Genomic DNA, 22441 nt, shown 5'->3' with positions numbered 1-22441 from the left:
CGTTTCCTCCCGGCGAGGTGGACGATGGCATCGCCGCGATCATAGCCGCAATGACGTGACGAAACCACAACATCCGCAGGGAGCACGCACGACTTCAGCGCCGCCCCCTCGATCAGAGCTGCTGCACGTCCACGACGCCAGCGACTGCCTTGATGGCGCCGGCGATCTGCGGCGAGACCTTGAAGCGGCCGGGCAGCTTCATCTCGACCTCGGTCTCGAGGTCGAGCATCATGACCAGCGAGACCTCGCCGTCGCCGTTGGAGCGCGGCGCGGTGCCCGGACTGCCGACCTTCGGCGCGGCGCCGTTCGAAGCGGCCATGTCGGGGCCGGCGAGACGCTTGGCGATCGAGTCCAGGGGCTTGGTATCGCGCACGAAGATGCGCAGGCCCTTCTGCGTCTTGGCCGCGGCCTCGTCCAGCGGCTCGGCGTGCAGCACGCGCGCGCGGACATCCTCGCCCTGGAGCTCGGCGCCGAGCTGGAGCAGCACCGCGGCGCCCGGCTCCAGCACGTCGCGATATTGTGCGAGGCCTTCGGAGAACAGCACCGCCTCGAAGTGACCCGTGGGATCAGAGAGCCCCATGATGCCCATCTTGTTGCCGGTCTTGGTGCGCCGCTCCATCCGCGACACCACGGTGGCAGCGACCTTGCCGGCGGTGGCGCCGGTCTTCACCGCGCGCGAGAACTCGGCCCAGGACTGCACGCGCAGCCGCTTCAGCACGGTGGCGTAATCGTCGAGCGGATGTCCCGACAGGAAGAAGCCGATCGCGTCATATTCGCGGCGCAGCCGCTCGGCCGGCAACCAGGGCTCGATCTGCGGCAGCATGATGGTCGGCGCGTCGGCCGAGCTGCCGAACATGTCGTTCTGGCCGATGGTCGCAGCTTCGTTCGCCCGCTGGCATGCCGCGAGAATCGAATCTGCGCCGGCGAAGACCCGCGCCCTGTTCGGCTCCAGGGTGTCGAAGGCGCCCGCGGCGGCCAGGCTTTCGATGATGCGCTTGTTGATCGCGCGCGGCGACACCCGCGCGGCGAAGTCGGCGAGCGAGGTGAACAAGCCGTTTTTGGTCCGCTCCGCGATGATCTGCTCGACGGCCGCGATGCCGACGCCCTTCAGCGCCGCGAGCGCGTAGTAGATGGTCTTGTCGCCGACCTCGAAAGTCGCGCCGGAACGGTTGACGTTGGGCGGCTCGACCTTGATGCCGAGGCGCTGCGCCTCGGCGCGGAATTCGGACAGCTTGTCGGTATTGTTGAGATCGAGCGTCATCGACGCCGCGATGAACTCCACCGGGTAATGCGCCTTCATGTAGGCGGTGTGGTAGGACACCAGCGCATAGGCCGCCGCGTGGCTCTTGTTGAAGCCGTAGTCGGCGAATTTTGCCAGCAGCTCGAAGATGGTGTCGGCCTGCCCCTTCGGCACGCCGTTTTTCACTGCGCCTGCGACGAAGATCTCGCGCTGCTTCTCCATCTCGGCGCGGATCTTCTTGCCCATGGCGCGGCGCAGCAGGTCGGCGTCGCCGAGCGAATAGCCCGACATCACCTGCGCGATCTGCATCACCTGTTCCTGGTAGATGATGACGCCGAAGGTCTCCTTGAGAATCGGCTCCAGCACGGGGTGGAGATATTCCGGCTCCTCGTCGCCGTGCTTGCGCGCGCAATAGGTCGGGATGTTCGCCATCGGGCCCGGTCGATAGAGCGCGACCAGCGCGATGATGTCCTCGAAACGGTCGGGGCGCATGTCGACCAGCGCGCGCCGCATGCCCTGGCTTTCAACCTGGAACACGCCGACCACCTCGCCGCGCGCCAGCATCTGGTAGCTTTCGGCATCGTCGATCGGCAGCGTGGCGAGATCGACATGGATGTCGCGCGGCTTGAGCAGTTTGCACGCGACGTCGAGCACGGTCAGCGTCTTCAGGCCGAGGAAGTCGAACTTCACTAGGCCCGCCGGCTCGACCCATTTCATGTTGAACTGGGTCACCGGCATGTCGGATTTGGGATCGCGATACATCGGCACGAGTTCGCTCAGTGGGCGATCGCCGATCACGATGCCCGCCGCGTGCGTCGAGGCGTGACGGGTCAGGCCTTCGAGGCGCTGGGCGATGTCGAAGGCGCGCGCCACCACCGGGTCCTCGTCGCGGAACGCCTGGAGCTTCGGCTCGCTCTCGATCGCGGCGGCCAGCGTCACCGGCGCGGCCGGATTCTGCGGCACGAGCTTGGTCAGCTTGTCGACCTGGCCATAGGGCATTTGCAGCACGCGGCCGACGTCGCGGAGCACGCCGCGCGCCTGCAGCGTACCGAAGGTGATGATCTGCGCCACCTGGTCGCGACCGTAGCGCTCCTGGACGTACTTGATCACCTCGCCGCGGCGGTCCTGGCAGAAGTCGATGTCGAAGTCCGGCATCGAGACGCGTTCCGGATTGAGGAAGCGCTCGAACAGCAGGCCGAACTTGATCGGGTCGAGGTCGGTGATGGTCAGCGCCCACGCAACCAGCGAGCCTGCGCCAGAGCCGCGGCCCGGCCCGACCGGGATGCCCTGCCCCTTCGCCCATTTGATGAAGTCGGAGACGATCAGGAAGTAGCCCGCGTATTTCATGCGCATGATGACGTCGAGCTCGAACGCAAGGCGCGCGCTGTAATCTTCCTCCGTTGTGCCTTGCGACAGGCCGTGTACGCGCAGGCGGTTGGCGAGCCCCTCCTCTGCCTGCCGCTTCAATTCGGCCGCCTCGACCGAGGCGGCATCGGAGCTTGCGGCAGCGCCGACCGTGAAGAACGGCAGGATCGGCTTGCGCGTCATCGGCCGGAACGAGCAGCGCTCGGCGATCTCGACCGTCGAGGCCAGCGCCTCCGGAATGTCGGCGAACAGCACCGCCATCTCGGCGCGGGTCTTGAAGCGGTGATCGGGCGTGAGCTGCTCGCGCTCGGTCTCCGCGATCAGCCGCCCGCCGGCGATGCAGAGCAGCGCGTCATGGGCTTCGTAATCGTCGGTCGCGGCGAAATACGGCTCGTTGGTCGCAACCAGCGGCAGGCCCTTGGTGTAGGCGATGTCGATCAGGTGGCTTTCGACCCGCCGCTCTTTCTCGGTGTTGTGGCGCTGCAATTCGATGTAGAGGCGGTCCCCGAACAGGCTCGCCAGACGCTCGCAGCGCGCGGCCGCCAGCTCGGTATAACCGCCGGCAAGCGCCAGCGAGATCGGTCCGTCCGGACCGCCCGTCAGCGCGATCAGGCCTTCGGTCTCGCCTTCGAGCCAGTCGAACTTGATGTGAGGAGCATGAGTGTCGGGCGTCTCCAGGAACGCGCGCGAGTTCAGCCGCATCAGGCTGCGATAGCCGCGCTCCTGCGCGGCCAGCAGCACCACGCGCGAGGGCAAAAGCACGTTGCGCGCATTGGGATCCTGGTCGCCGAACTCGATCGCGATCTCGCAGCCGACGATCGGCTGGATGCCGGAGCCCGCCATCTTGTCGGAGAACTCCAGCGCACCGAACATGTTGTCGGTGTCGGTCAGCGCCAGCGCCGGCTGATGATCTTTCTTCGCTAGCTCGGCGAGCTTGGCGATCTTGATCGAGCCCTTGAGCAACGAATAGGCCGAGTGAACGTGAAGGTGGACAAATCCGGCGCTCGGCATGGTCGCGTGACGGCCTCTTGCAGATGGGATGGAGCGGTCGCCGGCACCGGAGGCATCCTGCACTCGCCCAGCCGACTCGCCTCACAATGGTGGGGCGTCACGCTGCCAGAGTCCACGCCGGAGCGGCCGATCGGCCGCGTCGTCCTGCTTTTCCCCAACCTGGCCCGCGCCTACAGCTGCGGGAGTACCTGGGCCCAGATCGCGATCATTCCGACAAACAGCGCGATCGACGCCAACGCGGCGGCTTCTTCGACGAAAATCCTGAACATGGCTTGCTCCATGGTGAGAACGTATGAAGAACATTGTTCTCATTTCGTTCTCAGGAGTCAAGCTATCTCGACCATCTCCGAATAGAATGGTTAACCCGCTGAATTTGAACAACAAAAAAGCCCCGGCCGATGGCCGGGGCTTTCGCCGACCGCTCGAAGTCGAGCGATCGATATCAGGCTTCTACTCAGTAGCGGCCGAGGCTCGGGCCACCGAACTTGTAGTTCAGGCGGACGAGGCCCATGTCGACGTCCTGACGGATGCGATCGGTCGAGGGCACCAGCGCGAACGTGACGTCCTTGTCCTGCAGGAAGATGTGGTTGTACTCGACGCCAACCGACCAATTCGGGGCGAAACCGTACTCAAGGCCGGCACCGACCGTGCCACCCCAACGGGTCTGATCGGCCGAGGACAGCAGTGCGCCGCCCAAGGTCGAGACTTCATACTTGCTGCCGGCGACAGCCGCACCGCCCTTGGCGTAAACGAGAACGTTATTCCAGGCGTAGCCGATCTGACCGGTGATCAGACCGAACGAGTCGATCTTGGAGCGGTTGCGAGTCCCGAACCCCGGGATCGCGCTGACGTTGTCGCCCGAGAAGTCGGCCCAGTTGCCCTGACCTTCGATGCCGAACACCCACTGGCCCGACTGCATGCGATAGCCGATCTGGCCACCGACCGTGCCGCCCGTCGCATCGTGCGAACCCTCGCGGCCACCGCCGACGAGATCCCAGGTCGAATGGGCGGAACCGCCGCCGCCGTTGATACCGATGTAGAAGCCGCTCCAGTCGTAGATCGCGGCAACCATCGCCGGCGCCTTGGTGTAAGGCCGCGCAGCGAGGTCAGCAGCCACCGCCGGTGCAGCCGCGCCGAGCGCGACAAGGCTCACAGCAGCAAGCAACAGATTCTTGTTCATTTGATTCCCGTTCCAGTTTCGTCGTTAGGCCCCCGGGCCGTGGCGTCGTCATACCAGCGCTCGACGGAATTGCTGTAACCTCGACGCCACAGTTCGCGCCAAAGGATCGCGCTTCATTAATGAAGATTTACCAACGCGCGCCGGAAACCCTTTGAAACAAGTATTTTCATGAGTTCCATTGTGGACTACACGACATCTGCGGCACGCGCGCGTGACACCGTCGCGCGCACGTTCGCGTGATTGGAGAATCGAATGCGCAGACGAATTGCTCTCCCCATTGTCGCCATATTTTCGGTCGCTCTCGCCACATTTGGGATCACGCTTGGCGCAAGCGTGCCCGCGCGCGCGTTCGGGACCCACCATGCCTTCTGCCTCACCGGCGATGAATGGCCGGGGCTCAGCAATTGTACGTTCGACACTTACGCGCAGTGCCAGGCGAGTTCGTCGGGCCGCGCCCTCACCTGTATTGCGAACCCGTATTTCGCAGGCCAGAGCGACGATGCCTATGCGTACCAGAACAGGCCCCGCGCGCAGGTGCCGGGTTATTCACCCGGTTACTACGTGCCGCGCTGAGATGCGCCGCGCTCGCCCGATTGCAGCGGACGAGCAATCAAGAAGCACGGTGTTGTTCGCGTCGTGGCTCACTAATCGGGATGCTGATATGCGTCCTGCCCTGCGTTGAGCTTGCAGCGTTGACGCCGACCGATCCGGGTTTAACTACGACAGAGAAATCTTGCAGGGGTGGCGACGTTCGCTGGGCTGGTTCCCGTTAACGCCACCATTGCAGGACGCATGACGACATCGAAGCAAGCGACCTCGCCCCGCGCGACCGCGGCATCCACGCCCCCTCATCTCGCCATCGTCCTGTTCTCGCTCGCGATGGGCGGCTTTGCGATCGGAACCACCGAATTCGCATCGATGAGCCTGTTGCCGTTTTTCGCCGCCGACCTCGGGGTCGACGAGCCGACCGCGGGACACGCGATCAGCGCCTACGCGCTCGGCGTCGTGCTGGGCGCGCCGCTGATCGCCGTGCTCGGCGCACGGTTGGCGCGGCGCGCGCAGCTATTGATCTTGATGGCCGTGTTCGCGGTCGGCAATGCCCTCACCGCGCTGGCGCCTGGCTTTGGCTCGATGATCGCGGCGCGTATTCTCTCGGGATTGCCGCATGGCGCCTATTTCGGCATCGCCGCGCTGGTCGCAGCGTCGCTGGTCCCTCAACATCGTCGCTCGCAGGCGATCGGCCAGGTGATGCTGGGCCTGACCGGCGCCACCATCGTCGGTGTGCCCCTGGCCAATCTGATTGGGCAGGCGATCGGCTGGCGCGCGAGCTTCGGCCTCGTGTCGGTGCTGGCGTTGCTCACGGTGCTGCTGTGCGCCTTGTTCGCGCCGCGCGACAAGGCTGGCCGGTCCGATCCGCTGCGAGAGCTCGGCGCGCTGCGAAGCGGCCGCGTCTGGATCACGCTGGCGATCGGCGCCATCGGCTTCGGCGGCATGTTCGCCGTCTACACTTATCTCGCCACGACGCTGATCGAGGTGACCAAGGTCAGCCCCGCGCTCATACCGCTTTTTCTAGCCGTGTTCGGCATCGGCGCGACGCTCGGCAATCTGTTTGTGCCGCGCTTTGCCGACCGCGCGCTGATGCCGACGGCGGGAGCCATCCTGCTGTTCTCTGCGGTCGCCCTATCAGTGTTCCCGCTCGCCGCGGGCAATCCCTGGGCGCTGGCGGCAGACGTCTTCGCCATCGGCGCCGGCGTCTCGCTCGGAGCCATCCTCCAGACGCGGCTGATGGACGTCGCCGGCGACGCGCAGGCGCTCGCCGCCGCACTGAACCATTCGGCGTTCAACACCGCCAATGCGCTCGGCCCGTTCCTCGGCGGCATCGCCATTCGCGAGGGGCTGGGCTGGACCTCCACGGGCCCCGTTGGCGCCGCGCTGGCGGTTCTGGGTTTCCTGATCTGGATCGTCGCCTATCGTGACGCCAGATCTGTTCCGGTCGATATCAGCTCAGGAAGCAAGACCGCCCCATCGGAGAATCCTCCGGCGAGACGTGCACCGCCGCTGGCGCCGGATGATCGAAGCCGTTTGGATGCTGCCCGAGATCCGGTAGCTTGAGGACGCCTTCTTAACCAGCCATCGTCACGATCAACGGTCCGCTTCGCGTGGCGATCACGGTGTGCTCGTATTGAACGGTCGGCGCTTCGGGGCTGCTGTAGAGCGTCCATGGATCATCGCCATCCTGGGCCCATTCGGCGCCCAGGGACAGGAACGGCTCCACGGTGAACACCAGGCCGTCGCTCATGACGCGGCGTTCGGAGCGGTCGGGCCATGTTGCGATCTCCGTCGGCTCCTCGTGGAGCGACAGGCCGACGCCGTGACTGGCAAGGTTCCTGACCAGGCTGTAACCGTTCTTCCGCGCAAAGGTCCCGATGGCCTGACCGATTCCGGCGATCGGTTTGCCGGCTCCAACCTGCTGCAGGCCCGTCCACATCGCGCGCCGGCCATCCCTGCAAAGACGTTCAACCGCGCGGGTTGCGGGTGGAACGGCGAACGACGCTCCCGTATCCGCAAAGAAGCCGTTCTTCTCGGCTGATACGTCGATGTTCACGAGATCCCCGCGCGCGATCCGCCGATCGCCGGGAATGCCATGAGCGATCTCCTCGTTCACGCTGATGCAGGTCGCCCCGGGAAAGTCGTAGGCCAGCTCCGGAGCCGAACGTGCGCCGGCAGCCTCCAGCAATGTTCGCCCGATCTGGTCGAGCTCGGAGGTGGTCATGCCCGGCTCGAGCGCCTTCCCCATTGCCTCCAGGATATTGGCGACGATGCGCCCGATCTCTTTCAGGCGCGCGAGGTCGTTGTCATCCGAGATTGTCATGTCATGCTCTTCCGAAAGCCGGGACATAGCCCTTGTGAAGGCGGCTTGCAAACGGAAGAGATCGTCTCCAAAACGCGTTCAGATATCGTCGAGCAAGCTGCGGACTTTGGCAGCCAGGTCGTCGATGGCGAAGGGCTTGGGAAGCAGATGCTTGCCGGCATCGAGCACGCCATTGTGAACGATTGCATGACGCGTGTAGCCGGTGGTGAACAGCACCTTCAACTCCGGGTATCGTTTCGACAGCTCGGCCGCAAGCTCGGCGCCCGTCATGTCGGGCATGACGACATCCGTGAACAGCAGATCTGGAACGAAGCCATTTTCGATCGTCCTGATCGCCTCCTTGGCGCTGGCTGCCTCGATGACGGTGTAGCCAAGTTCGCGCAGGCTCTCGGAAGACATGCTGCGGACGCGCTCGTCGTCTTCCACGACGAGAATGGTTTCGTTCTGATGGCTTGCACCGGCAGGTATCTCTTCCTGCGACGGATCTGAGCCCGCCTCCTCGCCGGCGAAGCGTGGCAGGTAGATCTTCACGGTCGTGCCAACATCGACTTCCGAGTCAATTTTGACATGGCCGCCCGACTGCCGCACGAAACCATAGACTTGGCTGAGGCCGAGGCCGGTGCCCTTGCCCACGACCTTGGTCGTAAAAAACGGATCGAACACCTTGCCGAGCACATTGGCCGGAATTCCCGTGCCGTTGTCCGTCACGGCCACGAGAACGTACTGCCCGGGTGCGAGTGCGTACTCGCGAGCATACATTCGATCGATCGAGGCGTTGCTGGTTTCTATCGTCAGCCTACCGCCCTTTTGCATGGCATCGCGCGCATTGACCGCGAGATTGATCATCGCGCTCTCGAGCTGGGCCGGGTCTGCCTTGACCCGCCAGAGGCCAGCCGCCAGCACCGTCTCGAGGCGGATAAGCTCGCCAAGCGATCGCTCGAGCAGCTCGCTCATCCCGCCGACCATCTTGTTGATGTCCACGACCTCAGGCGCGAGAGGCTGCTGGCGCGAGAACGCGAGCAGCCTTTGCGTCAACGTGGCTGCGCGATTTGCACCGTCGATGGCGCCCTCGATGAAGCGGTCTATGCTGACCTCTCCCCTGCCGAGCCGCCGCTTGGCAAGATTCAGGCTGCCGAGAATCACCGCCAGCATATTGTTGAAGTCGTGGGCTATACCTCCGGTCAATTGTCCGACGGCTTCCATCTTCTGGGATTGCCGCAATTGCTCTTCGGCTTTCATGCGTTCGGCGATTTCGTCGGCAACACGTTGCTCCAATCCGGCATTGAGCGCCTCGAGCCGGGTCAAGAGCTGGGCGTTGTCGATAGCGGTGGCGGCATGGCCCGCAATACCAAGCAAGGCGGCCTCATGCTCTGCCTGGAATTTAGCCGTCTCGGCGTGACCGAAGAAAAGTCCGCCGAGGACTTCGCCGGTTCGCGAGATCACGGGGACCGCCAGGTAGGATCGGACCGGAAGATGACCCTCGGGCATGCCTTTGCGCGGCGCGTTCTTGCCATAGCGGGGGTCCTGCAGGATGTCGTCGGACCTCACCACGCCAGAGCCCTCGAAGGTCGGGGCAAAGACGGCGGTGTTGCGGGGCATCGGAAAGTTTTCAAACGCGGATCGCGGCGCACCTGACAGCGAATACAGCATGTAGCTGCCGCCATCCGGCGCCAGAACGTTGTAGAAAAATGCGCCGAATTGAGCACCGGTGAGTCCGACGCCGGCATCCGTGACGATCTGGACGATCTTGTCGAGGTCGCGCTCGCGAGAGACCGAAGCCCCGGTATCATTCAGTATTCTGAGATGACGCTCGGTTTTCTTTTGCGCGGTGATATCAAGTACCGTTCCGATGAACCGAACAGCCTGACCGTTGGCGAAGATGGCTTGACCGGTCGCGGCGATCCAGCGTTCGACCCCATCCTCGATGCCAATGGTTCGGTATTCCATATTGTAGTGTGCTGGCGCGTGCGGCGTCAGCGCTGCGGACACCGCCTCGTGGGCGCGCTGCCTGTCCTCGGGATGAAGGCCCTTCAGGAACGTCCCTTCATAGCTGGCTTCGGCGTCCGGCGGTAAACCGAACACCTCCTTGCAGCGGCTATCCCATCGAAGAACGTTGTTGACCGGGTCGTAGTCCCAGGTGCCGATACCAGCCGCGTTGTTCGCAAGCGTCAGTCGTTCGGCGGCTTCCCGCGCTGCCTGTTCCGATCGGACGCGCTCGATGTGGGCCCACGATCGCTCGGTCACCTCGGTGAGCAAGGCGAGTTCGCGCGGCGTCCACTGGTGCGGGCCCCGATGATGAATGGCCATCAAGGCGGTAAGTCGTCCTTCTTTCACCAGGGGCATGCAGATCGTCGAACCGATCCCGATGTTCTGGAAAGTGGCGGCCTCCTCAGGCGCAAGCTCCTTCAAATTGTCATTGATGATGAGAGGCCTGCCGGCGCCGAGCTCTCGCACCGCCTTCTTGCCGAAGTCAGCCAGGCTGTAGTGACCGATGATATGCATTGCGCCGGGTGCGGCCCAATCGCCGCGTATCGTGAAGCCGTCCTGGTCCGGGTCCATGTCGGCATAGGCGCAGTTCGAGACGCCGAGATGCTGGCCGACCATTTTGGTCGTGACCGCCATCACGCCGTCGGCATCGCGAGTCCTGGCCGTCTCCTTGTTGAGCGCGTCCAGGAAAAGCAGCCGGGCTTCGTTCTCCCGCACGGCCGTCTCCGCACGGCGGCGCTCTACGGCCGTGCGCGTCCGCTCGGCAACATCGCGGATAAGATCCAGCTCTTCGGGGCTCCATTCCCGGGGCCTGGCATCGTTCAGATACAGCAGCGCCACGACCCCGTCGGGCTCCGAGATCGGCATGTTGACGAGCGCGCGCGCAGAGATCGCCTCGAGGGCCTCGGCACGATCGCCGACGCGAGGGTCTTTTTCCGCATCGGCACAGATGACGGTCTCGCCGCGCTTGAGGTCTTCGATGTAGCTGCCATAGTCGCGGAAGCGCAGCACACCTGCGAGGCTCAGGATGCCCGGTGCGTTCCAGTCGCGCACAATGGTGATGGTCTCGGCTGAGGTATCGACCGTGCCGTAGCCTGCCCTGCTGACGTTCAGGCTGCGGCCAAGCAGCTCCGCCGCAGCATAGGCGAGATCGTCGGGATTGTTGATCTCTCGGATGTAGTCGCCGAGCGTGGCTAAGACGGAATTGCGATCGGCCGAGCGGACCCCGGTCGCTGTCGTCATTGGTCTTCCCCTGCCACTTCCCTAACTCCACGATGAGCTAGCTGTTTGATCGTCCCGCTACTGTTCGCTTCGACCCCAGGTAGCCCGCCTGAACTTCGAAGTGATGCAGACGGGTCGCGCAAATTATCTGCGCGATAACCGCATGATCGCATTTAGGTTCCCGTCAGTACCGTCCCCTGGGAGACTGCCGTTCTGGCCAGCTCCATCGGGCCCCCTGATTGCCAATCCAGACGTCGCGGACAGACCCGTGCGGACGCGCGACCGCAAGTTGTGGCAGCGCGGATCGTCGTGTAGCATCAATGTCTGCTTTTCACCCCGCGTGGTCCCCGTCGTTTCATGCTCGCCCGGCGTCATGCGCGTCGGTGACGCCGACTCCGAAAAACCCTGGCCGGCCATTCAGCGGCCGAACGCCAGCGCAACGCCTCCGGCCGCACCGGCGCCATAAGCCAACGTGGCAAAGCCCGAACACCGCGCCGAAGGGCTCAGCTCTGCCAGGGCGTGTTGCGGATGCGAGTGCACGCGTTCGGCTTGCGAAATGTGGGATCGTGATCTTCGATGTATTCGAAATTGACCGTGCCAAACGTGGTCTGCGGCTTCTTCAAGGCTGAGCAGGTTTGTATCTGAAGGAAGTCATTCTTGAAATCACCGCGCGGAAATGCGGTGGTCACCTGGTTGCGCTGCTCTGGCGTGTACTCATCATAGCCAATCCCCACGACGTCGACCAAAACGCCCGCATTCGTGAGAGCGATTTCCGGCCGCATGTATTGTGGAATTCCAGGCGTCGTATGTAACGCGATCGCCTCCCAAACCAGATCGGCTTTTGGCTCGTCAATGCCGTGCCCCCTCAGAAATGCGCGGGCGGCATCGGCGCCATCAACTTCAAATCGCTTGGTCTGCGTGTGGTAATGGTCGACGAGCCCGAGATCGTGGAACAGCGCCGCGATGTAGAGCAGCTCGGGATCGAATTTTAGATTTTGCCGATGCCCCTTGATCGCGCCGAACACAAAGACGCGGACCGAGTGGTTGAACAACATGTCGTTTTCGTACTGGCGCACCAGCTCGGCGGCCTCTCGTGCGATCTTGCTGTCGGGAATCTTCACGCCGGAAATTGCAAAGGTCATTTCAAGCTCCTGCCTTGCATCTCTGAGATCTCAGGACATCCTTCACAGTCGAAGGCATGTGTTTACCCTCTTGCCGTCTGGCACCGCCGTCAGGCTGCCATCTCCTCCTTCGCGGCCTGTGGCGTATTTCGGAAGCTGATTGCCATGCGATTGTACGCGTTCATCAGGCCGATCGCGATGGTGAGATCGACGAGCTCGCGCTCCTCGAAGACGGCGCGGGCAGCCTCGTAAGCTTGATCCGGGATGCCGGTTTCAGCCACACGGGTCACCGTTTCAGCCCATGCGAGGGCGGCACGCTCCCGCTCGTCGAAGAGATGACCGCCTTCCGCCCAGGCCTGCACCAGCGCGATCTTTTCGATCTTCTGTCCGCTCTTCAGCAGATCGCGCGTGTGCATGTCGAGGCAGTAGGCGCAATTGTTGATCTGCGAAATGCGCAGATAGACCAGAGTGACAAGCGTTGCAGGAAGATTGCTCTGCATGACATAGCCGTAGACGCCGCCGAGCGCTTTCATCCCTGCGGGTGCGATGCGGTCGTAATCGAGACGCTTAGCCATTTTCATACTCCATGATCGGTTCTGTTCGGCGGCTGTCGCCGCGTACTTTCCTTGTCCGATAAATGTCCCCGCGCTGGTCTACAAAAAAGCACCAGGAATGGACAAACATCGTGTACTACGGAGGCATGGTCAAACCGCTGCGGCTGGAGCTCGATCGGTCTGCGAAGACGCCATTGGCGGAACAAATCCGCAGAGGTATCGGAGCTGCCATCGAGAGCGGCGTGCTCGCGCCGGGAGCTCGCCTGCCGTCCTGGCAGGATTTGGCGGCTCAGCTGGGTGTCGCGCGCGGCACCGTGCGTTCGGCTTACGAAAAGCTCTCATCCGCGCAACTGATCGTCGCGTCGCGCGCGACCGGAACGCATGTTGCGGATCGACCCGCCTTCACTCCTCGGCAGGAAGCAGCTCCCCACCCCGGTTCGTTCATGGAAATGTACCAGGAGCTCACTGCGGGACCGGCCGTTTTCCAGATGGGTGTGCCCGCTCACGAGACCTTTCCTGCCAAGCTGTTCTCGAGGATGCGCACGCGGGCGGTGCGCGCGGAGACGAGCGCGCCGGCCATCTACAGGGATCCCCGCGGCGAGCTGGAGTTGAGGCGCGACATCGCTGCGTATCTGGCGCTGGCGAGGGGTATCGAATGTGCACCGTCGCAGATCATCATCACGGCCGGCTTCAGCAGCGGGCTCGGACTGGCACTCCGGGTTCTCTGTCTCGAGCAGAGAAAGGTCTGGATGGAGGACCCGGGCTTCCCCTTCACAAGGCACGGCCTTGAGCTTGCAAGGTTGTTGATCACGCCGATCCCGGTCGACGCGGACGGCATTGATGTCGATTACGGCCTGAAACACGCTCCCGATGCTGCATTGGTCGTCGTGACCCCGGGACAGCAGGCACCGCTTGGCTCCACATTGTCGCTGGCAAGACGTTCGCGTCTTCTCGACTGGGCCGCCCAGGAACGGGTCTGGGTGATCGAGGACGACTATCTGAGCGAGCTTCAGCTGAGGGGTCGGGCCACACCGGCGCTCGCCTCTCTCGATCGTTTCGGGCGCGTCATTCACATCGGATCTTTCAGCAAGACCCTGACTCCTGCCTTGCGGCTGGGCTTCGTCGTTGCACCCGCCTCACTGGCTTCCCGTTTTGCCGAGGTTGCGGCATGCCTCGCTCCGGCGCCCGGGCCGTCCGTACAGATCGCAACCGCCGAATTCATCCGCGACGGCCACTATCTACGGCATCTTCGACGCACGAAGCGGGCCTATGCCGCGCAAGGCGATGCGCTGCTGAAATATTTGAAGGCACGCGCCAAGGACGTGGCGATCGCCGGATTGGCCGCGGTCCTGAGACTGCCGGACGGAACCTCCGACCTTGCGATCGCGAGGGAAGCGGCGTCGTTTGGATTGGCGCCCACGCCCCTGTCGCTATGGCATGCGTCCCCGGCTTCGGCGCGATCCGGCCTGTTGCTGGGGGTCGCCACATCTCCCCACAAGAGGATCGAGGCATCCTGCGACCGGCTCCTTCAGATCGTCGACCGTCATACGTGACGAGCACGCCCTATGCTTTCGCAATCTAAACCGGCGTGTAGATCACGAGCTTCAGCGCCGGATTGTCATTCGCCTGAAAGCTGGTGTGCTCGAACCGAAGCACGCCCCTGGTCGGATGGTTCATGATCTTGAGGCCCGCGGCAGTGCTGCGGATCTCGTGTGCTTCCCACAATTTCACGAATTCCGGGCTGCCCTGGCGCAGCCGCGCCAGCAGTTCCGCGAAAGCGGGATCGCCGGCCCAGACGTCGTGAGTGGTACGAAACATCGCGACCATGCTCTTGGCGACGTCGGCCCAGCCGGCACCGTAGAATTTTCGCGTCTGCTTGTTCGTCATCACCAGCAGCAGCGTGTTGCGGTCCTGCTCGGGCAATTGTCCGAACCCGAAGATCTCCTCCGCCGCCGCGTTCCAGGCCAGCACGTCCCAGCGCCGCCCCGTGATGTAGGCCGGCTGCGCCAGGCTCTCGATCATCCGCTGAATCGGCGGCGGCACGATCTCGCGCGTGAACGCGCGCCTGTCGCCGTCGCGGGCCAATGCCTTAAGGTGCGCATGCTCGGTCTTGCTAAGGCGCAACGCGCGCGCCAGCGCATCGACAGTCGTGACTGAAGGGCTGACGGTGCGGCCCTGCTCGAGCCGGATGTACCAGTCGACGCCGATGCCGGCGAGCTGCGCGACCTCCTCTCGGCGCAGGCCCGCGGTGCGGCGCCGCCGGCCGGCGGGAAGCCCGACTGTCTTCGGCGACAGCTTTTCGCGGCGCGACCTGAGGAAGTCGCCGAATTCGATGCGGCGTGGGTCGGCCATGGTGACATGCCTCGATGGAGGGCCCGGGGAATACTAGGATAATACCAGGCCTTCCTCGGCCTGGAAAGGCGGCGCATATGACGTGTCACCCGAACATGAGGTGACCACCATGAAAGCCGCCGTACTCAAATCCCTGGGATCTCCGCTCGTCATCGAGAATGCACCCGAACCGGTGCTCGGGACCGGCGAGGTCATCGTGGACGTCGTCGCCACGCGCGTGCTGTCCTACATGAACGAGGTTTTCAGCGGGGCGCGCAACTATGCGCTCGACCTGCCGATTATCCCGGGGCCTGGTGGCATCGGCCGGGTGCGCGCCATCGGCCCGGACGCGACGAAGCTCAGCGTTGGCGACTGGGTGTTCTGCGACCCGACGGTGCGCTCACGCGACGACGCCGCAGCGCCCGATATTGCCCTGCAAGGACTCACCGCCCCCGGTGCCGGCGCCATGCGCCTGCAACAGCATTTTCGCCACGGCTCGTTTGCCGAGCAGATGCGGGTGCCGACGGAGAACGTCAAACGGCTCGGCACGATCACGCGGGAGGACGCCACGCGATGGTGCGCGCTGGGGACGCTGCTGGTGCCCTATGGCGGCTTCCTTGCCGCCAACCTTCAGCCCGGCGAGACCGTTCTGGTGAGCGGGGCCACAGGCAATTTCGGCAGCGCGGCCGTCTCGGTCGCGCTCGCGATGGGCGCGGCCTGCGTGGTCGCGCCCGGCCGCAACGAGCCCATTCTCGCCGACCTCGTCCGCCGCTTCGGCGATCGCGTCAAGCCGGTCAAACTCACCGGCAACGAAGACGACGACCGCGAGCGCATGAAGCGCGCGGCGCCCGTGCCGATCGACTGCGTGCTCGACATCATGCCGCCCTCCGTGAGCACGAATGTGGTGCGCGCGGCGATCATGACGGTGCGCGCATACGGCCGCGTCGTGCTGATGGGTGGTGTCGGCATGGCGGGCGGCGCGGGCCTCGAGCTGCCCTACCCCTGGATCATGCGCAACTGCATCAGCATCCACGGCGTCTGGATGTATCCGCCGGATGCGGCAAGCCGCCTGATCGCGCTGGTGCGCGCGGGACTGCTCAGGTTGGAGGAGTACGAGGCCACCGCCTTCGATCTCGACCACGCCAACGAGGCGGTGGACCATGCCGCCGCCAATGGCGGACCGTTCAAATTGACGGTGATCCGGCCTTGAGCACCCCGAGGAACGCCATTTTTTTCGTCAGTCCGGCCAAGCACTTGGCTACTGTGCATGGGGTTGTTTTCGCGTTTTTTATTCGAGCTCGACCACCTGGCCGTTCGACAGCGACACGCGGCGGTCCATGCGGCCGGCGAGTTCCATGTTGTGGGTCGCGATCAACATGGAGACCTTGGTCGCCTTGACGAGTTGCATCAGGGCCTGGAAAACGTGGTCCGCGGTGTGCGGATCGAGATTGCCGGTCGGCTCGTCCGCAAACAGCACCCGCGGAGCATTGGCCACAGCGCGCGCGATCGCAACGCGCTGCTGCTCGCCGCCGGACAGCTCGGACGGGCGGTGCGTGATACGCTCGCCGAGGCCGAGATAGCCGAGGATCTCCTTGGCGCGCTTGACGCTCTCGGACTTTTTGAGGCCGCGGATCATCTGCGGCATCATGACGTTCTCCAGCGCCGAGAACTCCGGCAGCAGCCGGTGAGACTGGTAGACGAAGCCGATGTCGGTGCGGCGAAGCTGGGTGCGCTCGATGTCGGGCAGTTGCGAGGTCGGCGCGCCATTGACGTAGACCTCACCGGAATCGGGCGCTTCCAACAGCCCCGCAATGTGCAGCAGCGTCGACTTGCCCGAGCCGGACGGCGCCACCAGCGCGACGGACTGGCCCGCCCACAGCGCGAGCTTGGCGCCGTCGAGGATCGTCAGCGGCACCTCGCCCTGCAAGTACTGCCGCTTTATCTCGTGGAGATAAATGACCGGTACATCTTCCGCCCCCTGCTGCTCCATCAGCCCCTCACTCGTACCGCAGCGCTTCGACGGGATCGAGGCGCGCGGCGCGCCAGGACGGATACAGCGTCGCCAGGAACGACAGCGTCAGCGCCATGATGACGACGGCCGAGGTCTCGCCGATGTCGATCTCGGCGGGCAGCTTCGACAGGAAATACAGCTCTGGCGAAAACAGCTCGGTGCTGGTCAGCCAGGACAGGAATTGCCGGATCGACTCGATGTTGAGGCAGATCACCAGCCCGACGATGAAGCCGACCATCGTACCGACCACGCCGATCGAGGCGCCCGTGATCAGGAAGATGCGCATGATCGAGCCTTGCGAGGCCCCCATCGTGCGCAGGATCGCGATGTCGCTGCCCTTGTCCTTCACCAGCATGATCAGGCCGGAGACGATGTTGAGCGCCGCGACCAGCACGATCATGGTGAGGATCAGGAACATCACGTTGCGCTCGACCTGGAGCGCGTTGAAAAAGGTCGAGTTGCGCTGGCGCCAGTCTACCAGGAACACCGGCCGGCCCGCCGCCTCCGTCACGGCCTGACGAAACGCGACGATCTGATCCGGATTTGTGGTGAAGACCTCGATCGAGGTGACGTCGTTGCTGCGGTTGAAATAGGCCTGCGCCTCCGCCAGCGGCATGAAGACGAAGCCGAGATCATACTCCGACATGCCGATCTCGAACACCGCAGCGATCTTGTACGGCTTGATGCGCGGTGTCGTGCCCATCGGGGTGACCGCGCCCTTCGGCGCCACCAGCGTGATGCTGTCGCCGGCGTGCAGCGACAACTGGTCGGCGAGGCGCCGGCCGATCGCGACCCCCTGCCCGTCGTCAAAACCCTCGAGCGAGCCCTGCTTGATGTTCTTGGCGATCGAGGTGAGGTTGTTGAGGTCGTCGGAGCGGATGCCACGCACCAGGACGCCGGAGGCGTTCCACGGCGATGACGCCAGCGCCTGGCCATCTACCACGGGCGCTGCGAGCCGGATGCCCTGGACCTGGCTGAGGCGGTCGGCGACGTCCTTCCAGTCGGTCAGCGGCGATTCCAGCGGCTGGACCAGGATGTGGCCGTTGAGCCCGAGTATCTTGTCGAGCAGCTCCTTGCGGAAGCCGTTCATGACGGCCATGACGATGATCAGCGTCGCCACGCCCAGCATGATACCGAGGAAGGAGAACCCGGCGATCACCGAGATGAATCCCTCCTTGCGGCGCGCGCGTAAGTAACGCGCCGACAGCATCCACTCGAAGGGCGCAAAAGGCGCGGTTTGAACGGTTTCGGTCATGGTCTCATCCATCGCTCGATAGTCCCATGATTCGGGGTCAAATGTGGCCGGATTGGCGGCCGCAATCTGGGGCGATGAACAATATTCAGCCGACCAGCCTTATCAGCCCACAAGTCTTGCGACCGCGTCCGCAGGCGACATGGTCTCGCGGGCGCCGTCACTTCGCCGCTTGAGCTCGACCTTGCCGTCGGCGAGCCCTTTCGGCCCGATCATGATCTGCCAGGGGATGCCGATCAGGTCGGCGGCGGCGAATTTGGCTCCGGCCCGCTGGTCGGTGTCGTCGTAGAGCACGTCGACGCTCTTGGCGGACAGCTCCGCATAGAGCTTCTCGCAGGCCGCATCGACCGCGGCATCGCCCTGCTTGAGGTTGAGAATCGACACGCGGAACGGGGCAACGGCCTCCGGCCATTTGATGCCGGCATCGTCATGACAGGCCTCGATGATGGCGCCGAGCAGGCGGGAGACGCCGACGCCGTAGGAGCCGCCATGGATCGGCACGTCGACACCGTCGGGGCCCGCCACCAGCGCCTTCATCGCGTCGGAATACTTCGTGCCGAAGTAGAAGATCTGCCCGACCTCGATACCGCGGGTATTCACCCGCTTGTCCGCGGGCACTTCCTGCTCGAAGCGCGCGGCGTCGTGAACATCTTCCGTCGCCGCATAGACCGAGGTCCATTGCTTGATGATCGGCGTCAAATCACTCTCATAGTCGACGTCCTCGCCCGGCACCGGCAGGTCCAGCACGTCGCGATTGATGAAAACGCCGGATTCGCCGGTCTCGGCGAGCACAATGAACTCGTGGCTGAGATCACCGCCGATCGGCCCGGTCTCGGCGCGCATCGGGATCGCCTTCAGCCCCATCCGCGCGAAGGTGCGCAAATACGCCACGAACATCTTGTTGTAGGCGACGCGCGCCGCGGCCTCGTTGAGGTCGAACGAATAGGCGTCCTTCATCAAGAACTCGCGGCCGCGCATCACGCCGAAGCGCGGACGCTGCTCGTCGCGGAATTTCCATTGAATATGATAGAGATTCAGCGGCAGGCTCTTGTAGGACTTCACATAGGCGCGGAAGATCTCGGTGATCATTTCCTCATTGGTCGGTCCGTACAACAGCTCACGCTTGTGCCGGTCGGCGATGCGCAGCATCTCGGGGCCATAGGCATCGTAGCGGCCGCTCTCGCGCCAGAGATCGGCAAGCTGGAGCGTCGGCATCAACAGTTCAAGCGCGCCGGCGCGGTCCTGCTCCTCGCGCACGATCTGCTCGATCTTCTTCAAGACGCGGAAGCCGAGTGGCAACCAGGCATAGATGCCGGCGGCCTCCTGCCGGATCATGCCGGCACGCAGCATCAGCCGATGCGAGACGATCTCCGCCTCTTTCGGATTTTCCTTCAGGATGGGCAGAAAGAACCGCGACAACCGCATGGCAATACTCGAGGAATCAGTGACGGCTTGCAGTGAAACCGGATTGGGAGCCAAAACACAAGACCGGGAATGAGGAAAACCCGCTAACACAGCGGAATTCCTGTCATTTTTCCGTCGACTTCAGATTCCGCGTGATGTGCCGAAGAGCCCGATTCACGGCGCTGCCACCTCGAGTTCGTCCTCCAGCGTGATCTTCTCGAAATCGCTCACCAGAGCGTCGATCCGCACATGCCAGCGGCCGGCAAAGGGCAGCTCGACCTTGCGCACGTGCCAGTAGCGGTCCGGCCCGCGCGAGGCGTTCCGCTCCATCGGCTCAATGCCGCGTTCGGGCAGGCTCAGCGTCAGCGTCACCTCCTTGGCCTCGAGCACCGCCCCCTCGCCGGTCATGAGCTGCAGCACGAAATCGTCGATACCCGCCTTACCCGGCGAGACCAGGACCTGAAACATCGCCCTGTCCGTATGGATGTGGATCGCCAGCGGCGTCTCCGGAACGATCGTCCGCGGCGGCGGCGTGAAGCGCCAGCCGGCCACGTCGGCGAAGATGCCGAGCGCGATGACGCATTCGAGCACGATCGAGCGCTTCAGGGTCTGCGCGGCCTTGTGATCCCCCGCCAGCGCCGGGGTCAGGCGAAAGCGGTTGAGCGTGGCAAGCGCCAGCAACACGAGGACCAGCGCAAGCTTGATCGAGAGGATCAGTCCGTACCGGGTCTCCACCAATGCAGACGGCTTTTCAAGCTGGACGATGGCGAGCGCGAGGCCGGTCAATGCGAGAACGCCAACGACCGGCGCGGCGAGGCGAGCAAAGCGGTTCACGACAGGCAATGCCGCGGCGGGCCGCCTCGACAACAGGGCGACCAGCGGCGCGAGAGCCCCAATCCAAAAGGCGACACCGAGGCCATGGAGAAAGATTGCCGGCCGGGTCAACAGTTCGGGCGGTGCCGTAGCGGCGTGCCCAGTCATGGCCAGCGACAAGCCGACGCCGACCAAGGCAATGATCGCCAGAGCGCGCGCGCACCACGCGTTGGCTAGCGCCAGCAGCGCGAACAGCATTGCGGCGATGGCCACGAGCAAGGCTGGGCCCGCGCTGGTCCCGGATGCGACTTTCCAAGGAGCTATCGTCGCGAGAGCCGACAGCGGTAGCCCGAGGAGATCCAGCCCCAACACACCAAGGGAGACCACCGTGCTCGGGATGCCGATGGCGAGCGCCACGCACGGAACGGTTATGCCGGTCATCGACCGCGCAACCCAGCGCGCAAAGAACACGCCGCCGACGCCGACGAACAGGCCAAGATAGAGAGCGACCCGCGCCAGCCAGATCAGCTCGTTCAATCCGCCATCGGCATTTGTGGGGGGTTGCGTCCCCGTCGGCATGCCGATCGAGAAGATCACCGATCCCGCAACGGGATGGCCATCCTGCGAGATCACGCGATAGCTGACGACCGCCGTGCCCTGCGGCATGTCCGCCGGCATCGCAACCGAGATGGTCTCGCCCGATGCGTCGACGCGCAAATCATCCCGCGCCCTGCCCGCGCCGTCGATCAATTGGATGGCGCCCGGCGTCACTGTCTCGTTGAAGCGCAACTCCACCGCCTTCGGCGCGCTCGCGAGCATGCTGCCGCTCGCCGGCTCGACCGCGACGAGCGCCGCGTGCGCCGAGGCGCCGGTCGAGAAGCCGACAACGAGGAGTAGCGTCGCGAGCGCGGCGAGCAGGCGCATCAGGGTTTTGGCAGGAGTTTCAGGCCAGGCGCCGGAGAACTGCCTTCGTGCGAATGCTTCGCTCCCTCCGCGGGGATCTCGATCCAGCGGCTGACGCCGGTCTCGCATTCCTGGACGACGGGAAAATACAGCGTCGTGTTCGGCTTCAGGCTCGTGGTGAGGAAGCTGCTGATGACGAACTCATCGTAATTGTGGTCCGGCAGCTTGCCGCCGGACCAGGCCACCTCCTTGACGCCGGTGGAAAGCTTGTTGCCGTGGTAGTCGTACTCATTTGCGTATTTGCCCTCGACGATATCGACGGTCCAGCCCGCCTTCGGCATCGGCTTCACAGCGATCACGCCTTCCGGAATCTGCACCCGGATCTTCACCGTGGGCGAGCCCTTGCAGCCGTGCGGCACAGCGAAGACGGCCTTGTAGTAGGAGCCGACCGCCGCCTGTTTGGTCTCTAGCGTGATATGCGCCGCCGCAGGGGACGCTGCGAGCGCGACGATCAGACTCGCAAGGATTCGATGCATGGTCATGGAAGGCTTGATCTGTTTCATCACATCTTCATTCCCGAATGATCAGGCATTTTCTTCATCATGTGTCCGCTATCGCCGGGCGCCTGGGCGCCGACGCCTTGGACGTCGAGGGAGACGGCGACCTTGCCGGCCTTCTCGAATTGAAGCGTCACCGGCACCTTGTCCCCCTGCTTGAAGGGGCCCTTCAACTCCTGGAGCATCAGGTGATAGCCGCCGGGGGCGAACTTCACCGTCTTGCCGGGATCGATCACGAGTCCCTTGTCGAGCAGGCGCATCTTCATCACGCCGTTGTCCGTCGCCATCTCGTGGACCTCAGCCTTCCCCGCGATATCGGCGTAAACGCCGACCAGCTTGTCGGCCACTGTGCCCTTGTTCTCGATGGTGAGATAGCCGCCGGCGACCTTGGCGCCGCCCGGCGTCGCCCGGCTCCATGCCTGCGAAATGACGAGATCGCCGGCCTTGACGTCGTCGGCCCGTGCGGCGGCACAGCCGGTCAGCAATAGTGAGATCGTAAGGAGAGTTCGTCCGATAGTCTTCATGTTGATTGCCTCTTTCACGATGATCGGGCCGAGAATGGCCCGGCATTCTTCCACGACGATCTTCCGCGCAGTGAGCATCGGCATTCGGAATGCCGG

Annotated in this window: 17 protein-coding genes; 4 read left to right on the top strand and 13 right to left on the bottom strand. The window is 64.0% G+C overall.

The features are described 5' to 3' along the window. Positions 1-112: 112 nt before the first annotated feature. Together dnaE and AC0L27_RS20270 are read right to left on the bottom strand one after the other, a co-directional pair. The gene (dnaE, locus tag AC0L27_RS20275) at positions 113-3616 is read right to left on the bottom strand and encodes a DNA polymerase III subunit alpha (RefSeq protein WP_473320125.1); all 3504 of its coding nucleotides are present in this window, start codon (positions 3614-3616) and stop codon (positions 113-115) included. Positions 3617-4070: 454 nt separating this feature from the next. Next, on the bottom strand, positions 4071-4796 hold the full coding sequence (locus AC0L27_RS20270; RefSeq protein WP_354059023.1) for an outer membrane protein: 726 nt from the start codon (positions 4794-4796) through the stop codon (positions 4071-4073). A gap of 252 nt (positions 4797-5048) precedes the next feature. On the opposite strand from AC0L27_RS20270, the gene AC0L27_RS20265 reads away from it, so the two are divergent. Then, positions 5049-5369 (top strand): DUF3551 domain-containing protein, encoded by a 321-nt coding sequence (locus tag AC0L27_RS20265; RefSeq protein WP_354209855.1) that lies wholly within the window; start codon positions 5049-5051, stop codon positions 5367-5369. A 219-nt stretch (positions 5370-5588) separates the two neighbouring features. Continuing rightward, entirely contained in the window at positions 5589-6908 is a 1320-nt protein-coding gene (locus tag AC0L27_RS20260; RefSeq protein ID WP_354209856.1) for an MFS transporter, read from the top strand. Positions 6909-6918: 10 nt separating this feature from the next. Here AC0L27_RS20260 and map read toward each other — a convergent pair whose 3' ends face one another. The 4 genes from map to AC0L27_RS20240 form a co-directional block, all read right to left on the bottom strand. Then, positions 6919-7668 carry a type I methionyl aminopeptidase gene (map, locus tag AC0L27_RS20255; protein ID WP_354209857.1) on the bottom strand — a complete coding sequence of 250 codons (750 nt, stop codon included), beginning with the start codon at positions 7666-7668 and terminating at the stop codon, positions 6919-6921. Positions 7669-7746: 78 nt separating this feature from the next. Beyond that, positions 7747-10896: a GAF domain-containing protein gene (locus tag AC0L27_RS20250; protein ID WP_354209858.1), complete on the bottom strand. Its 3150-nt coding sequence runs from the start codon at positions 10894-10896 to the stop codon at positions 7747-7749. Positions 10897-11378: 482 nt separating this feature from the next. Further along, a complete protein-coding gene (locus tag AC0L27_RS20245; RefSeq protein ID WP_354209859.1) occupies positions 11379-12017 on the bottom strand; it encodes an HD domain-containing protein in 639 nt (212 codons plus the stop codon). Positions 12018-12106: 89 nt separating this feature from the next. Continuing rightward, positions 12107-12571 carry a carboxymuconolactone decarboxylase family protein gene (locus tag AC0L27_RS20240; protein WP_354059670.1) on the bottom strand — a complete coding sequence of 155 codons (465 nt, stop codon included), beginning with the start codon at positions 12569-12571 and terminating at the stop codon, positions 12107-12109. A 125-nt stretch (positions 12572-12696) separates the two neighbouring features. Here AC0L27_RS20240 and pdxR point away from each other — a divergent pair, with 125 nt between their 5' ends. Further along, positions 12697-14103 carry a MocR-like pyridoxine biosynthesis transcription factor PdxR gene (pdxR, locus tag AC0L27_RS20235; RefSeq protein WP_354059010.1) on the top strand — a complete coding sequence of 469 codons (1407 nt, stop codon included), beginning with the start codon at positions 12697-12699 and terminating at the stop codon, positions 14101-14103. Between the two features lie 25 nt (positions 14104-14128). Here the strand turns inward: pdxR and AC0L27_RS20230 are convergent, their stop codons facing one another. Next, positions 14129-14902 (bottom strand): helix-turn-helix transcriptional regulator, encoded by a 774-nt coding sequence (locus AC0L27_RS20230; RefSeq protein ID WP_354209860.1) that lies wholly within the window; start codon positions 14900-14902, stop codon positions 14129-14131. Between the two features lie 109 nt (positions 14903-15011). On the opposite strand from AC0L27_RS20230, the gene AC0L27_RS20225 reads away from it, so the two are divergent. Beyond that, the gene (locus tag AC0L27_RS20225; RefSeq protein ID WP_354209861.1) at positions 15012-16091 is read left to right on the top strand and encodes a zinc-binding alcohol dehydrogenase family protein; all 1080 of its coding nucleotides are present in this window, start codon (positions 15012-15014) and stop codon (positions 16089-16091) included. Positions 16092-16169: 78 nt separating this feature from the next. Here the strand turns inward: AC0L27_RS20225 and AC0L27_RS20220 are convergent, their stop codons facing one another. The 6 genes from AC0L27_RS20220 to AC0L27_RS20195 form a co-directional block, all read right to left on the bottom strand. Further along, entirely contained in the window at positions 16170-16871 is a 702-nt protein-coding gene (locus AC0L27_RS20220; RefSeq protein WP_275171287.1) for an ABC transporter ATP-binding protein, read from the bottom strand. 7 nt (positions 16872-16878) lie between these two features. Next, positions 16879-18159, bottom strand: coding sequence for a lipoprotein-releasing ABC transporter permease subunit (locus tag AC0L27_RS20215; protein ID WP_007603606.1), 1281 nt, complete (start codon positions 18157-18159; stop codon positions 16879-16881). A 90-nt stretch (positions 18160-18249) separates the two neighbouring features. Next, on the bottom strand, positions 18250-19569 hold the full coding sequence (proS, locus tag AC0L27_RS20210; protein ID WP_354209862.1) for a proline--tRNA ligase: 1320 nt from the start codon (positions 19567-19569) through the stop codon (positions 18250-18252). A 153-nt stretch (positions 19570-19722) separates the two neighbouring features. Beyond that, positions 19723-21285 (bottom strand): copper resistance CopC/CopD family protein, encoded by a 1563-nt coding sequence (locus AC0L27_RS20205; RefSeq protein ID WP_354059000.1) that lies wholly within the window; start codon positions 21283-21285, stop codon positions 19723-19725. After that, positions 21285-21827 carry a YcnI family copper-binding membrane protein gene (locus tag AC0L27_RS20200; RefSeq protein WP_473300891.1) on the bottom strand — a complete coding sequence of 181 codons (543 nt, stop codon included), beginning with the start codon at positions 21825-21827 and terminating at the stop codon, positions 21285-21287. The genes AC0L27_RS20205 and AC0L27_RS20200 overlap by 1 nt, the downstream gene beginning before the upstream one ends. After that, the gene (locus AC0L27_RS20195) at positions 21827-22345 is read right to left on the bottom strand and encodes a copper chaperone PCu(A)C (protein ID WP_354059668.1); all 519 of its coding nucleotides are present in this window, start codon (positions 22343-22345) and stop codon (positions 21827-21829) included. Before AC0L27_RS20195 ends, AC0L27_RS20200 begins: the two co-directional genes overlap by 1 nt. Positions 22346-22441 lie beyond the last annotated feature (96 nt).

It is taken from the genome of Bradyrhizobium sp. Ken51, assembly GCF_055807435.1.
Note: the sequence above shows the minus strand (reverse complement) of the source record. Positions and strands in the feature narration are given on the sequence as shown.